The 15,640-nt window shown below is 39.2% G+C and carries 9 protein-coding genes; 6 read left to right on the top strand and 3 right to left on the bottom strand.

Annotation, left to right across the window (positions count from 1 at the left end; all coding sequences use genetic code 11):
* Window positions 1-38: 38 nt before the first annotated feature.
* Window positions 39-2,876 (bottom strand): pullulanase-type alpha-1,6-glucosidase, encoded by a 2,838-nt coding sequence (gene pulA / locus ABXG98_RS06750; protein WP_353537930.1) that lies wholly within the window; start codon window positions 2,874-2,876, stop codon window positions 39-41.
* A gap of 200 nt (window positions 2,877-3,076) precedes the next feature.
* On the bottom strand, window positions 3,077-6,994 hold the full coding sequence (locus tag ABXG98_RS06745; RefSeq protein WP_353537929.1) for an alpha-1,6-glucosidase domain-containing protein: 3,918 nt from the start codon (window positions 6,992-6,994) through the stop codon (window positions 3,077-3,079).
* A 289-nt stretch (window positions 6,995-7,283) separates the two neighbouring features.
* On the opposite strand from ABXG98_RS06745, the gene ABXG98_RS06740 reads away from it, so the two are divergent.
* The 3 genes from ABXG98_RS06740 to ABXG98_RS06730 all read left to right on the top strand — a co-directional run bounded on the left by ABXG98_RS06740 (window position 7,284) and on the right by ABXG98_RS06730 (window position 12,643).
* A complete protein-coding gene (locus ABXG98_RS06740; protein WP_353537928.1) occupies window positions 7,284-10,091 on the top strand; it encodes a TonB-dependent receptor in 2,808 nt (935 codons plus the stop codon).
* A gap of 112 nt (window positions 10,092-10,203) precedes the next feature.
* Window positions 10,204-11,712, top strand: a complete 1,509-nt coding sequence (locus ABXG98_RS06735; protein ID WP_353537927.1) for a tryptophan halogenase family protein — start codon at window positions 10,204-10,206, stop codon at window positions 11,710-11,712.
* A gap of 13 nt (window positions 11,713-11,725) precedes the next feature.
* On the top strand, window positions 11,726-12,643 hold the full coding sequence (locus tag ABXG98_RS06730; protein WP_353537926.1) for an aldo/keto reductase: 918 nt from the start codon (window positions 11,726-11,728) through the stop codon (window positions 12,641-12,643).
* Between the two features lie 84 nt (window positions 12,644-12,727).
* Here ABXG98_RS06730 and ABXG98_RS06725 read toward each other — a convergent pair whose 3' ends face one another.
* Window positions 12,728-13,558 (bottom strand): HDOD domain-containing protein, encoded by an 831-nt coding sequence (locus ABXG98_RS06725; RefSeq protein ID WP_353537925.1) that lies wholly within the window; start codon window positions 13,556-13,558, stop codon window positions 12,728-12,730.
* 268 nt (window positions 13,559-13,826) lie between these two features.
* Here ABXG98_RS06725 and ABXG98_RS06720 point away from each other — a divergent pair, with 268 nt between their 5' ends.
* The 3 genes from ABXG98_RS06720 to ABXG98_RS06710 all read left to right on the top strand — a co-directional run bounded on the left by ABXG98_RS06720 (window position 13,827) and on the right by ABXG98_RS06710 (window position 15,633).
* The gene (locus ABXG98_RS06720; protein ID WP_353537924.1) at window positions 13,827-14,723 is read left to right on the top strand and encodes a mechanosensitive ion channel family protein; all 897 of its coding nucleotides are present in this window, start codon (window positions 13,827-13,829) and stop codon (window positions 14,721-14,723) included.
* Between the two features lie 113 nt (window positions 14,724-14,836).
* Window positions 14,837-15,412 carry a DUF2975 domain-containing protein gene (locus ABXG98_RS06715; RefSeq protein WP_353537923.1) on the top strand — a complete coding sequence of 192 codons (576 nt, stop codon included), beginning with the start codon at window positions 14,837-14,839 and terminating at the stop codon, window positions 15,410-15,412.
* Window positions 15,412-15,633 carry a helix-turn-helix domain-containing protein gene (locus ABXG98_RS06710; protein WP_353537922.1) on the top strand — a complete coding sequence of 74 codons (222 nt, stop codon included), beginning with the start codon at window positions 15,412-15,414 and terminating at the stop codon, window positions 15,631-15,633. The genes ABXG98_RS06715 and ABXG98_RS06710 overlap by 1 nt, the downstream gene beginning before the upstream one ends.
* The last annotated feature ends 7 nt before the right edge of the window (window positions 15,634-15,640 follow it).

Here is a 15,640-nt window from a genome sequence, read left to right as displayed (position 1 = left end):
GGTTATCTGTTTATACTTTTTTAAGCCAAAACTAATCACTACTTCACAAACACTACACTTGATAATGGTGGCACTGTGAAGCCTTTCTTATCGGCTTTACTTTGTGTCACGATTTTATCAGCACTGTGTTGTTGAATAGGGTGTAATTGATATTCACTTGCTTGTTGGTAAGCAAAGGTTTGTGCCTCAGTGCTAGTGTTGAAAATAACCATTAAACTATCAACATTCTCATCTACTGCTTGGCCTTGGGTATCATCAAGTTTCATCACCACGAGACCCAGCTGCTTGTTATCATTATTTAAGAAACTGACTTTTTCAATAATCGCTTCCGCTGTAGTTAGTCTAAATAATGGCGAGCTCATACGCAGTGCCAGCATTTCTTCAAATATTTTAGCACTCAATTTAATATGTTTAGCTTGGACTTGATCACGCCCTTGGTGACCTTTTAATACGGTTTTAATTAATGGCCAGTTGTCTTTGTCTTTATCTGCTGGCGGTAAACCAATATTGTAGTAATTACTTTGCTTGCTAAAATCAACTCGGTTAAACCAGTCGCCATAGTCATAGCTATCTCTAAGATACGATTTAGAGCGCATAAACTCGCTACCCATATGCAAAAATGGAATGCCTTGGGCGAATAAAGTGAACGACAGACTTTGCACATGCATCCTCACACGATCGTCCGTAGAAACCTCAAAAGGCAAGCGATATTGACTATTATCCCACAAGGTTTGATTATCATGCTTTGACACATAGTTAATGGTATCACTAGGATCTAAAGCATAACCTGTTGGTTGATCGCCATAAGGGATATCCTTACCGAGTACTTGTTTACCGTTTTGCTGTTTAACTGGGAACTTTGATAAGTTACCCGCTAAGCCAACTCTTAATTGATCCATGCGTAAATCAAATTCTTGGCGGCTGTTAGCTTGGCTTAAACGTTCATTAGCTTGTATCAATAAACCATTTCCGATCCCCTGCGAATCGCGGGTATTATTGCCTCCACCGCGCACTGCGTCACGTAGCCGGTCAGAAAAAGTACCTATTTCTGTGCCACCCAAATTTAACTGGCTCGCCTGTTCAAAGCGACTATTGTTAGCGACTTCACCAAAGTTCCAGCCTTCTCCATAAAAATAAGTGTCAGAATCCACTGCTCGCACCGCTTCTCTTGCTGCTAACATTGCGGTTTTAGTCTGATGCCCCATTAAATCAAAACGAAAGCCATCAATTTTGTAGTCTCTAGCCCAAGTGACTAATGAATCTGTCATCAGTTTTGCCATCATCACCCGTTCAGTGGCGGTATTTCCGCAGGTATAACAGGTCGATTGCTCAACTTCACCGGTCATAATATTCAAACGGTGATAGTAATTAGGGACAATTTTATCGAGCACTGATTTTTCTTTTAAACCAAACTGGTAGGTATGGTTGTACACTACATCCATAATCACTCTAAACCCAAGACGGTGAATGCTTTGTATCATTGCTCTAAACTCAACTAATCGGCCTTTGCCTTGTGGGTTTAGCGCATAACTGCCTTCTGGTACTGTGTAGTGAAAAGGATCATAACCCCAATTGAAATTATCATACTGTCGCAGTTCACTCACTATTTGCTGTATTTGCTCACCGCTAGCATCAAAACTCGCTAGCAAAGATTTTAAGCTTTGCTCTTCACTTACATCAGCAAAATCAGTAGTGCAAATCACCAAATTAGGATCAATAGGACATACTTTGGTTTTTATCTGTGCGATAGAGTCGTTTATATCAACCGTTTTTGATGTATCCTCATTAATACTGGCAAGGTCATAAGTAGGTAATAAGTGGATAGTATTTAACCCTGCTTTTTTCAGTAATTTTAAGTGCTGTATACCGTGAGAGGCCTGTTCACTAAAGGCTTGATATTTTCCTCGATATTCATCATTAGCAAGTGCCTTATCGTTAGCACTAAAATCACGAATATGAGTTTCATAAAAGATATTATCTTCAACGTTGTTCACCGTAGGCACAGGATGATTCAACCAACCTTGAGGCTGTGTGTCAGGCGCATTTAAATCAACCACTTGTGAGTACTTACTATTTACTGACAAACTCAGAGAGTATGGGTCGGTAGTAGTCAAAGTCTCTACTTGCTTGGACTCGCTATGATAAACCGTGACTTGATATTGATAGTAAGCGCTATTAAGCGAGCTGTCAGTGGTTATCGACCAAACCCCACTATGAGTGTCTTCAATCATTGTTAAATGAGGTGTTTCGGCCGGGGTAAGATCGTCATTAAACAGTAACAATTCAACTTTTTGAGCAGTTGGCGCCCATAGCTTAAAGCTCACCTTATTTTCAGTGATTGTAGCACCAAGATCGGTCACTTCATCCGCATCATTAGGCCCTTGGGTATAAAGTGCGTCAATGACTGCACCGGTTTGCACATACGAAAGGTGTTCAATTTGCGCTTGTTCATTTAACGCCGCTACCATCAAGGGTTGTTTCAACCATGTTTTAACCTGTGCTGCAGACAAGTTAACTTTATACCCTTGAAAATCAGCTAAATGTGGAAACCTTCCTAACATTTCATCAGGCAGAGAAACAGCCGACAACAAGAGACCATCAAAGCCATTTTGAGTTGCAGCTAATAATTGATAGTAATGTTGACTGTCTGTTTTAGGTAATAGTAATAATTCAGGTGCTAACCAATGAGCCGCGCTGTCGCTCGTCATACTTGCTAATTGGCTAGCTGTATATGCCTGAGGTTTAACTTCATAGCTCGTTTTATCAAGGGTAGTAAATTGATGTTGCAGTGTTTGAGTATTATCTCCACAAGCAGCGAGTAAAAACGATGCAAAAACGCTTGCGTAAGCTATCAACGATATTTTGGACTTTTTCATAAGGGTCGAATCTAAAAGTTTTTGTTGTTATTAACTTACTTGCTCTGCCCAGATAAAAAAACTAGTTTTGACTCAATGCATACGTATTCAAAAAATATAATAACCATAAAAAGATTCAAAAGGCTTACAAAAATCAATTTGTAAGCCTTTTGCTGCGACGTCAATGAGGCAACTAAGTTTGCCTCAAATTTTAGTGCGATCTATGGTTGGCATTGCTGAATAATCAAATTTCCTACATTAGCTCCTTGGCTTGGGTTTTCTTCGTGCAATGTGAGTAAGAAGCTATATCTGCCTGCTGCTAATGTAGCTTGGTTATTGTCTGTACCCGCACCTTGATATGCAACTGAATAAGTCACCCCTATGGCTAAATCACTGCGATTAATGTCAGTGCTGCCATTAGCTTGTGCCCATAGTTGGGTTTCCCAGTTACCATCACTTGAAGCCAGTTTAAATTGCATTGCACCATCAAAATCGGCTACGGCTTGATAAATATTGTTACCCTTGTAGTGCATACGATAAGTGTCTTGTGCATTCCAGCCTGTATGATCACCTTTAACATAAAGTTGGCCATCACCAGCGATAGTAAACGGGATAGCGTCAGTTGAATTAACTAAGGCGTCACAATCAACAGTTGGTGCAACACGGCTAATAGTTAGTTCTGGCACAGCCGCTGATGCATCAAGGGCAAAGGTAAAGCTCTCCTCAGCGTCCGCGGTAAATTCCATGCTGCCACCATTATTGGTAATCGCAATAGAGCTTGTGCCAACACTGACATCACTAAAGCCTAGATCAACTGCCGCAGAATCAATTGAAGTAAGAGTAAAGGTGTGTGTTCCTGCGGCTAACGTTGTGGCTAAGCTATAAATACCATTGCCGTCGTAAGTAAAAGTATCTGCTGAGGTAAAACCGTCATTGCCATCGTTATTCATTGAGCCACGAACAAAAAGCATATTATTGCCATACGGGGCAATATCAGGTGCATCACGAGTAACACTTGCAGATAACCCCATCCCCTGATTAGCGCCCTGTGGTTTAACAAACACAGCCGTTGTTAACGCAGGTACAGTAAAGGTGCCCGCATTTGCGCCCACGGTAAAGCTTGCGGTTTGTACTGTGCTATCAACTGAGGCTTGTTGTTTGCTGTGCAATTCAAAGCCAGCGGCTGTGGCTACAGTATGTGATTGTTCTCTCATGGTGGCGTTAATCACCACAATAATGGCATCATTATTAGCATCTAAATCAACCAAACCTGTACCATCATCAATACTCATCACTATCAAACCCTTCGTTTGATTACTACCCGTATTATGAAAACCAACACGATCATAAACATCCTGTGCTGTCGCCAGACTAAATAACTTGCTGCCAGCGCGTATAGCAACAAACTCATTAAATACCTGGCTCGCAAATTCAATATGGCTAGCTTTTACTTTAGTTTCAGGGTTTTCAATTATAGTCTTTATATCAGCAATGGTTTTACCATCATCTATTTCTACTGGCAGACCAACATTCCAGTTATTGCTATTCTTGGTGAAATCAACCCAATTATACCAATCACCATTGTTATAACTGTTTTTATCCATAGATTTAGAGCGAAGTAAATCACCACCAATTTGTAAAAAAGGGATCCCTTGGCTGAGTATTGGCATAGTAATAGCGATATTTTGTGCTCGTACTCTGTTATTTACTGACATATCGCTAGCTAAACCATATTGCAATTTATCCCACAACGTTGAGCCGTCATGCTTAGAAACATAATTGATGATATCAGCGGGATCTTTGGCATAAGATGATTGCGAAAAGTCTATACCCGATTTTATAACGCCATGCTTATCTTGCAGCTGATAATCTTGCAAAGTGCCGGCTAAACCTAAACGCATGATATTTTGATCGTTAAAAGTAGCATTTTCATTAAACAATGACGCTCCACGAATAATATCTCGTGGTCTGTCATTGAAGGTGCCTATCTCTGAGCCTGCCATTTGGTATTGTGCCGCTTGTTCATAGCCTTGCTCTGAACGGCCCCAACCTTCACCGTAAAAATAGGTATCTGCATCAATGGCTTGAACCGCATTGCGCGCCTTGATGATGGAGTCTTTTGAATGGCTCCCCATAATATCAAAACGAAAGGCATCAAATTTATAATGATTCGCCCACATTACTAATGAGTCACTCATTAGCTTGTCCATCATTCGGTGCTGTGTTTCAGTATCTTGGCAACAAGTCTCGTTAAGAACATTCCCCGAAGTTAAATCACGGCGGTAGTAATAACCTGGAACGACTTTATCGAGTACTGAGTTATCCCACAAACCCGATGAATTGGTATGGTTATACACAACATCCAGAGAGGCTCTTAAGCCCATATCATGTAAAGCTTTAATCATTAAACGCATTTCTATAATACGACTGACACCATCGGCATCAGAAGAAAAGCTGCCATCTGGGACATTAAAATGTTGTGGATCATAACCAAAGTTATAGCCATCAATATCACGCATTGATTGTGTTAAAACTTTCGCTTTATCTGTGCTGGTGTCGTAACTTGCAAATACTGACAATAAAGTTGCCGCATCATTTTCTTCACCACACACAGGGGCGTTACTTTTAACCGCACACAACTCAGCTACGGTATTGGTTAAGTTAATTTGTTTACTAAAGTCCTCATTAACACTCGCAATATCATTGGCGGGTAAAATTTGAAAATGAGTTAAACCTGCCGTAGCTAATGATTTCAAATGCGTTACCGGCACTGAGCTTTCTTCGGTGAAGGCTAAATATTTACCACGATTGGCAACACTGGTGCTTTCATCACGCACACTAAAATCACGTATATTGCCCTCATAAATGATGGCATCTTCAATATCTGCAATCACAGGAATGCTATGAGTGTCCCAACCTAGTGGTTTTAAATCCGTATCCTGCAAATTGACAAATTGCGAATACATGCCGTTAGTTGACAACGATATAGAGTAAGGGTCGGTTGACCAAAGAGTTTCAAACTGTTTATTTTGGTGATGATAAACCGTTAATTCATAGCGATAAAATAGTCTATCGTTGTTGATTGGCGTAGTAGAAGACCAAATGCCTGTTGCACTATCAAACGTCATAGTTTCAGTGCTTTGTAGGATTTTTTCAGCATTATAAATTTTCAAGGAAACTTGCTGTGCTGTAGGTGCCCATAGCGTTGCTTTAATATCCGTCGCGCTATAACTCAAACCCAGTTGAGCTTCATCAGCATCATTACTACCAGAGATATAAAGTGCATCAAGTACTTGTGGTGTTTGCACATAAGTGGCTGCAACAACTTCATCAGCGCTGTTATAAGCAATAGCGAGTAATTTCCCTTTTAGCATCTGTTTAACCTTGCTGCTATCAGGATTAGCTGCTTCATAAGCATCAAGTACACTATATCGAGGTAAATCTAACGCATTAGCACTGTTAGTTGCTGGGATAAATTCAATATAGTTCTCCCCTGCTATGCCAGTATCGCCATTAAAACCTAAGTCATTTACAGCTGAGCTATAAACCCTAACGTTAGCAACACTATTAGCACTAACTTCCCAAAAAATGGTATCTGCTGCAACCCAATGAGCCGCCGTATCTTTGATAAGTACTCCTGATGGGAATAGTGTTGGCTCGGTATATAGTTCATTAACACCGTCAAGTAACCAAATCATACGTTCGCCAGATAAATCAGCTTGCTGATCAGCCTCATTAGGTGCTTTATTATTACCACTGTGCATGATGTAATTAACACAATCAGTATCAGAATATCCATCTTTTAAGCTAACCAGCCAATAAGCACCATAATTAGGATCATCTCCTGATTTTGCTTGTGGCGTTGCCCAATCTATCGCCGGTCCGTCGTAACCATCGCAAGTTTCATCCGCCCACAAATGTAAGCCCCAACTCGTATAATTATTGTCGACACGGTTATAGAAAATAACTAATTCATTTTCGCCTGCTGTTACTACAGGCGCAGGTAATGAATTATCTATTGTTACTGTCATTTCAGTGACATTAATTGTCTCCTTTTTACCATCATTACCACCACAAGATACTGTACTGCACATGAGTATCGCAGTAATTAACGGATGATAAACATTTTTTATTCTCATCAAAACTTATCCCTTTATTATTATTTGCCTACCATGAACTTAAGGATTTGATTATTTTTTAAATAGTCATTGCATACGTATTCAATCGTTTTTCAATAGCACTCCACCTTATGAATACGTATGCATACGCTATTCATCACCGAATCTGCTCTTTATAGTAAAGTTGTTCACAAATTGACTGTCTTTTAAACATGATGACGTGACAAAACCAACAAAACATATAACTATTAAGCTAAAGGGACACTGGCTTATAAAAAATTAATCACGGATGGCTAGGGGAGAACATTCAATGTTAAATTTTAAACCAAGTAGAATGACGCTAGCACTGCTTTCAAGTGGCTTCGTAGCGTTAACCGCATTTAGCGCGCCAACATTTGCCGCTGAAGAAGCAGAAGCTGCAAAAGCTGAACAAGAAATTGAAGTTGAAGTAATTCAAGTGACCGGCTTTCGTAAAAGTGTGGTCGAGTCTATCAATTTAAAACGCTATTCATCAAATGTAGTAGAAGCTATTTCCGCAGAAGATATCGGTAAATTACCTGATTCTTCCATAGCCGAGTCAATTGCGCGTTTACCAGGTCTTGCTGCACAACGCCTTGATGGCCGAGCAAGTAAAGTTAGTATTCGTGGTTTCGGTGAAAATGAAAGTGGTACCACCTTAAATGGTCGTGAACAAGTGTCAATTGGTGACAACCGTGGTGTAGAATTTGATCTATACCCTTCAGAAATCATGAGTGGCGTTACAGTATTTAAAACGCCCAATGCCAGCCTTGAAGGTGAAGGGATTGCTGGTGTTATTGATTTACAAACTATTAAGCCACTCAACCAAGATGGTCGCGTTGTTCAGTTTAATGGTACTTATGAAAAAACCAGTTTCGATAAATTAAATCCAGATGGAGATGATGATGGTTTAAAAGGCACCTTCTTCTACATGGATCAATTTGCAGATGACACCTTAGGTGTTGCGTTTGCCTACACTACCATGACCTCGCCCAACCAAGAAAAACGTTGGAATGCTTGGGGATACCCAGAATTTGAAGCTGAGGGCAAACAATACTCTATTTTAGGTGGAGCAAAACCGTTTGTTCGCTCTTCTACCCTAGAGCGTGATTCAGCCATGCTAGTGGTTGAAGCAGCACCAACTAATGACATTAAGATGACTTTTGATGCCCTTTATGTGGATTTCTTAGATACCAAAAGATTACGTGGCATTGAAGTACCTTTTGCTTGGGGTCAAGGGTCACTTTCAGCACAAAACATCGACGAAGCAACAGGCTTTATCACTGCAGGTGGTACTGACGGTCAACGTGTTGTTGTTCGTAACGATGTTGAAAGACGTGATGCTGAATTAATCTCACTTGGCTTTAACACTAAATGGTCTGTTGCCGATGAGTGGGTATTAGACTTTGATGCCAGTTACTCTGAAGTACAGCGTGATGTATTTAGTGTCGAAAGTTACTCGGGTACTGGTCGTGGAGACAACCGTGGCGCAGCAGACTCTCTTGGCTATGTATTCAACTCAGGTAATACTGGTGCTACTTTCTCGCATGGTTTAGATTACAGCGATTACAATTTAATGCAATTAGGTGGTCCTTTAAGCTGGGGGTGGAGTGGCGCATTAAATGATAAATATGGCGTTACAGGTACAGAATATGAAAACCAACTACAAGATGGTTTCATTAATGCACCAAATATCGATGATGAATTAATGTCATTAAAATTTGCTGCCAGCCAAGAAATAGATTCTGACTTTATTTCTGATATTACCTACGGTGTTGCTTATCGTGAGCGTGAGAAAACTAAAAAATCAGAAGGTTATTTCATGACCTTGAGTAGTTTTAGCTACCCAGATAACCCTGGAACATTGTCTGTTCCTGAGCAATATCGTTTAGGCAGCACTTCATTAGATTTTATTGGTATGGGTGATATGATTGCCTACGATACCATGGGCCTCATTAATGATGGTTACTTCGACTTATTAAGAGAGAGTTTGACTAACCCTTCGCATGCTACTAAATCTTGGCGAGTGAGCGAAACAGTCACTTCAGCCTTTGTACAAGCTGAAATTGCTACTGAAGTTTCAGGCATGGAACTAACAGGTAATTTTGGGGTGCGTTATGTTTATACTGAACAATCTTCTAAAGGTAATGCGTTTAATACTGTAGACGGACGTGTTGTCGCTATACCAACTGACATTAGTCATGATTACAGTCATTTTTTACCTAGCCTTAACTTATCGTTAAAAATTGACGACTCACAATCACTACGTTTTGGTGCGGCAAAAACAATTTCTCGCGCACGTTTAGATGAAATGAATGCTTCATTTACAGCGGAATACAAAACCCAACCCGATGACCAAGGTAACTTCTGGCATGTTAGTGGCGGTAACCCAGCACTAGAGCCAAAAGAAGCCATTGGACTTGATTTGTCTTATGAGAATTATTTCAGTGATGAAGGTTATTTTGCTGTAGCCTTATTCCACAAAGATATTTCCAATTGGATTTTTGATGGCTCATATGCGGTTGATATGACAGGTGTAGCTAACCCTTCAACCGGTTTATTACCGGCAACAACGTCAGGTACAGGTAGCGGTAAAGTAAACGGCGGTGAAGGTTCACTTTCAGGGTATGAAATTTCAGCAACCTTACCATTCAATGTGGTGTCAGAATCTCTTGATGGCTTTGGTGTTATCGCCAGCTATACTGGTGTTGATTCTGACATGAAGGATCAAAACGGTAACAAATTCCAGTTACCGGGTCTTTCTGAAAACATTTCTACTTTTACAATCTATTATGACAACAATGGCTTCTCAGCACGTGCAAGCATGCGCCATCGTGGTGACTTTAAAGGGGATGTTTACGGGCTAGGGTTTGACACGGTGCAAGTTGATATTCTTGGCGAAACCATTTGGGATGCCCAAATTGGCTACGACTTTGGTGACGCTGGTTACGAAAACTTAGAGGGGCTTGCCATCACGCTACAAGCGTATAACTTGACGGAAGAGCCATTCACTTCGTTACAAGGTGATAATGCACTGCAAGTACGTGATTACCAAGATTACGGAAGTTCTTACTTATTAGGCTTTAGCTATAAGTTTTAATTAAAAGCTATATGTAGTTTAATTTAAAGCCCTTGTGATAAAAGTTGCAGGGGCTTTTCATTTTTAATATTCATAATTGTTTAGCGATCTACTGCCATACATGGAGCATAAAATGAACCAAGATAAAATCCAAAAGGTTATTGTTGTTGGCGGCGGAACCGCTGGTTGGATGACCGCAGCCCTACTCGCTAAAGTATTAGGAAAAACAATTGACATTACGTTAGTTGAATCAGACAAAATAGGAATTGTAGGTGTGGGAGAAGCCACGATTCCACCAATAATTAACTTCAACAGTGCCATTGGCATTGATGAGACAGAATTCTTAAAAGCAACTCAGGGCACAATCAAACTTGGTATTGAATTCAATCATTGGAACAAAGAGGGTGACCACTACATGCATGCCTTTGGTAACATTGGCAAAAAATTTCCTTTTTGTGATTTTCACCACTTTTGGCAAAAGGCTCAGCAAATAGCAAAGGATTCAGACAATATTGATGAAAGTGATTTTTGGGATTACTCGTTAAATTATCAAGCAGCTAAACAAGGAAAATTTGCGCCTATTAAAAATATTCCTAATACTAATTTGCCTGGGTTAGGGTATGCCTATCATTTTGATGCTGGCTTATACGCTAAGTTCTTAGGTACACATGCACAAAGTATGGGTGTAAAGCGAATTGAAGGTACCATATCTGAAGTATCACAACATCATGACTCAGGTTTTATAAAAAGCTTATTACTTGAAGATGGCACAACCGTAGCAGGTGATTTATTTATTGATTGTACCGGCCTTTCCGCCTTGTTAATTGAAAAAACCTTAAGCACAGGTTTTGAAGATTATTCTCATTGGCTACCTTGTAATAGAGCTGTTGCTGTGCCTTGCGAACGCACAAAAACCACAGAGCCTTATACACGCTCAACTGCACATAGCATTGGCTGGCAATGGCGAATACCACTACAACATCGAACAGGCAATGGCTTAGTGTATTCAGATAAATATATGACAGATGATGAAGCTAAAGCTGTTTTACTTAGCAATCTAGATGGTAAACCATTGGCTGAACCCAGAATTGTGCCTTTTAGGACGGGACGACGTCGCAAGCAGTGGCACAAAAACGTGGTATCTATTGGCTTAGCAAGTGGCTTTTTTGAACCGCTTGAGTCCACTAATATACATTTAATTCAAACCGCCGCTACCCGTTTAGTCAAATTTTTTCCGCACAAGGGAATTAATATCGAAGAAGTTGATGAGTTCAATCGACAATCGAAAACAGAAGCAGAAGGCATTCGAGATTTCATTATTTTACATTACAAACTCAATGGTCGCGGCGACAGTGAGTTTTGGCGTGCATGTCAACGTATGGATGTACCCGATTCGCTTATCAATAAAATTCAATTATTCAAAAAAACCGGTAAAGTGTTTTGCAACCCTGATGATTTATTTACTGAAATAGCTTGGCAACAAGTTATGATAGGGCAAGACAACGCGCCCGAAGATCATCACCCCTTAGTTGAGACCTTAAGCACAGAACAAGTATTAGACTTAATGGATAACCTAAAAACCTTAGTCAATCGGACGGTAGAAAAACTCCCTAGTCATGATGACTTTTTAACTTCACTTTAAGCAGATGTAAGCAATGCAAACAATAACATTAAACAACTCAAACATTACCAGTACTCGCCTTATTTATGGCTGTATGCGTATTGCTGGAGACAACTCAGCTCAGGATAGAGCAAAGGGAAAACAAGCTATTCATTCAGCGCTTGATGCTGGTTATAACCATTTTGATCACGCCGATATTTATGGTGACGGAGAATGTGAGCAACTCTTTGGTGAGCTACTTAATAAATCACCAAGCATGCGTGATAATATTATTATAACGTCAAAAGCGGGTATAAGAGTTGGCGATGTTCCAAATATTGGCGATCCTAAGTGTTATGACTTTGCTCAGCACTATTTAACTCAACAAGTAGAGCGTTCGCTAAAGCGCCTGAATACAGATTATTTAGATCTGTTTTTACTGCATCGACCGGACTACCTATTTAATGCAGAAGATGTTGCTGAAACCCTGATGCAATTAAAAGCTAGCGGTAAAGTTAAGCAGTTTGGCGTGAGTAACTTTTCACCTTCGCAAGTCAATTTGCTACAATCAGCGTTAGCTGAGCCATTATTAGTGAATCAGATAGAAATCAATATTCACAATATTGAAAGCTTCACCGATGGCACTTTAGATCAATGTCAGCAATTGGGCATAACGCCTATTGCATGGTGCCCGCTAGGCGGTGTAGCTTACCCTGCATGGGGCAACACTTTTTCAACAACGGATGAACAGCGCATATCAACAGAATTATCACGCCAAGCAAACAAATATGACTGTATGCCATGGCAGCTAATATTAACTTGGTTATTAAAGCACCCTGCAAATATCTGTCCTATCATTGGCTCTACCACTCCTGAGCGTATTGTCGGTGCTAAACAAGCGCTAACAATAGATTATAGCCATGAAGATTGGTATCGCTTACTAGAAGCAAGAAACGGCTATGCGGTGCCTTAGATATTACCTTCAAATTTAAATAGGCTTTGGGTTGCTACTAAGGTTTTAATGCTTGGCCAAGTAGCAATGCTCGTGAATATATAGTTAGAATATTTCAGCGAAGTCTGCTTCAAGCTCATTATAGTCAACTGAGCTAATGCCAAGTACATCTAAATATAGACTTTCATACTCTTGCCACATAGGGGCATAATTAAACCGTTTCGCACGTTCAACTATATTTTCTGCGGCTTTAAGTGTTGCAAGTGCAACTTTACACTCAGATTCAACTGAGCTTGAAAAAAAGCTATTGTCGTGATGTTGAAGAATTAATTGGCAAAGTTCTTTTGGTAGATGCCAAGAAGACGAAATGTAATACCCTAATACTGCATGATTAGTTTGGTAATGCCTTTCTTCAACTGCAATAAAATTATCAGCGGTATTAGCTTCAATAAGCACTTCTTTATAGTCTGCATATTTTAGCGCTAACAAGGGTATACCACAGTTATGAAATAACCCTATGGTGTAAAGCATCTCTACAGGAATATTATTTTCAACTTTACCACCAAGAAAGGTCATGGCATTTGCAATATCATTGGCATCATCCCAAAATCGTTCCAATGAGATACTGGCTTTTCCTGTAAATGACTGTTTAAGTAAGGTTGCTGTGACTAAACTATTAATAGTATTAAGCCCTAACATTAACACCGCTTGTTTTATTTCTGAAATCCGCCGATTCATGCCATATAAAGGAGAATTTATAATTTTTAAAATTGTTGCCGACAAACCAACATCACTGGCAATTAGGTTGGCAACTGCACCAATATTGGGTTCTTTTTCAGCCATTAAGTCATCTATTTCAGATAAAATTTCAGGCCTAACTGGTACTTGAAATCCTGCAACTACCTGTGCCATTTTTTGCTCATCAAGCTCAAACAAATTCACTTCTCCTTTAATAATTTAAATTCACACTTAATTGTACAGCGATAAATCATGCAAATTATGCCTAATGCCTAATACTAGTTCAGATCATAATAAAGATAAACAGCGACTAAAGTATGAAAAGCCATGAAATACAGCCTAAAAATCATTAAATAAAATAATTTGATTTCATCGTTTGGCTTAAACCATAAATACGTTAGTATTACTTCTAGACACCTTCAATAACGAAGGAATTATCAGTATTTAAACTTAATAAGGACTCTTTGTGTTTACCACCGAACTTGCCACCGAAACGGAAAAAAGCAAACTATCACTTGCCCCTACTGATTTATTAAAAGAAGAAATCGATCAGGTTGCCAACATCTATAATATCGTCATTGAATTTTTTACCAATTATAGTTTCCAACTTGTTGGCGCATTAATCATTTTTATTCTTGGCTACATGGTAGCGGGAAAGATATCTCGATGGGTCTTAAAATTATGTTTAAAACATAACCTAGATGTCACCTTAAGTCAGTTTTTAGCTAGTACCTCTAAAATGCTCATTGTTATCATGATAACCATTATTTCATTGAATAAATTAGGTATTAGTGTCACCCCGTTTGTAGCGGCCATCGGTGCTATTTCTCTAGGTGCTGGTTTAGCATTACAAGGATTGTTAGCTAACTATGCCGCCGGTTTTAATATTATTTTAATCCGACCTTTTGTGGTGGGTGACACCATTACTGTCCATGGTGTCACGGGTGTAGTTGAAGAGGTATTGCTAGCTTATACCTTATTAAAAAATGAAGATGATGTGGCAATTACTATCCCTAATAAGCATATCGTGGGTGAAATTTTGCATAATTCAAAAAATGATTCTTTGCTTGAACTAAAAGTCGGTATTGCCTATGAGCACAACCCCTTAGAGGTGGTAAAATTGCTTGAACAAACCATGCTCTCACTAGATATTATTGGCGACAATGGCAAGTTACAAGTGGGTATTGATGAGTTTTCAGACAGTGCCATTACCTTGGCTGTTCGGCTGTGGACGCCAACGGTCAACCTGTATGCAGCAAAGTATAAAGCCTACGCCAGTATTTATACTGCACTAGATAACGCCAATATCAATATTCCATTTCCTCAACGTGATGTACATATTCATCAAGTTGCTCAAACATAAAAGCAATTAAAAACCCAAAACAATAAGTTTTTATCGTTTATCGATAAAAACTTATTGCTAAATATTTGCACACTGTTATATTAAGCCCATAATACGACTTATTAATAACACCAATGACAAAAATATCTCTCGTCAGTAAATACATTTGCGCATTACTTCTTGCACTGGCCATTTTGCAAGTAACCTCTCATGCTTTATTGTTATGCTTTGGTGAATTAACCACTGAAGGTTTAAGCCAGTTAAGTATTGATTTCTATTTATTTTCTAGCCATATATCTCACCAATTTCCCCATGGATGGCTTGATATATCTCAAGCGCTGATGAGTGAAAACTTTAATGCATTAGCCATTCTAGGCACTGCTGAATTAATACCCTACCTTTTGATTTATTACTTTTTATTCAAACTCTTTAGTTATTACCAACGAGGCCAAATTTTTACTGTTGCCAACATAGCTTGTTTAAGAAATATCGGCAAAACCCTGCTATTGTGGATTTTGTTGAATGCTTTTTATCCAGTATTGGTTTCCTTAATTATTCGATTTACAGGGCTCTCTAACAAGCTTGCCATTTATCTGAATATTGGTAGTAGTGAAATAGTGTACTTAATTTCTGGGTTAGTCATTTATGTGATGGCATGGGTAATGACTTTAGCCATTGAGTTAAAGCAAGAGCAGGAGCTCGTGGTTTAATGGCTATTATTATTGAACTTGATGTCATGCTTGCTAAACGAAAAATGAAATTAAATGATTTAGCGCAAGCGGTAGGCATTACGCCGCAAAACTTATCAGTATTAAAAAGTGGCCGTGCTAAAGCGATACGTTTTTCTACTTTAGATGCTATTTGCCAAACCTTAAATTGTTCACCTGGTGATATCTTGATTTATCAATCGGATGGTGATGAAAATGAATAATTTAATA

Origin of the sequence: Colwellia sp. KU-HH00111 (assembly GCF_040362745.1) — a bacterium.
Classification (GTDB): Bacteria; Pseudomonadota; Gammaproteobacteria; order Enterobacterales; family Alteromonadaceae; genus Colwellia.
The sequence above is the reverse complement of the archived record's forward strand: the minus strand, read 5'-3'. Positions and strand labels throughout refer to the sequence as shown.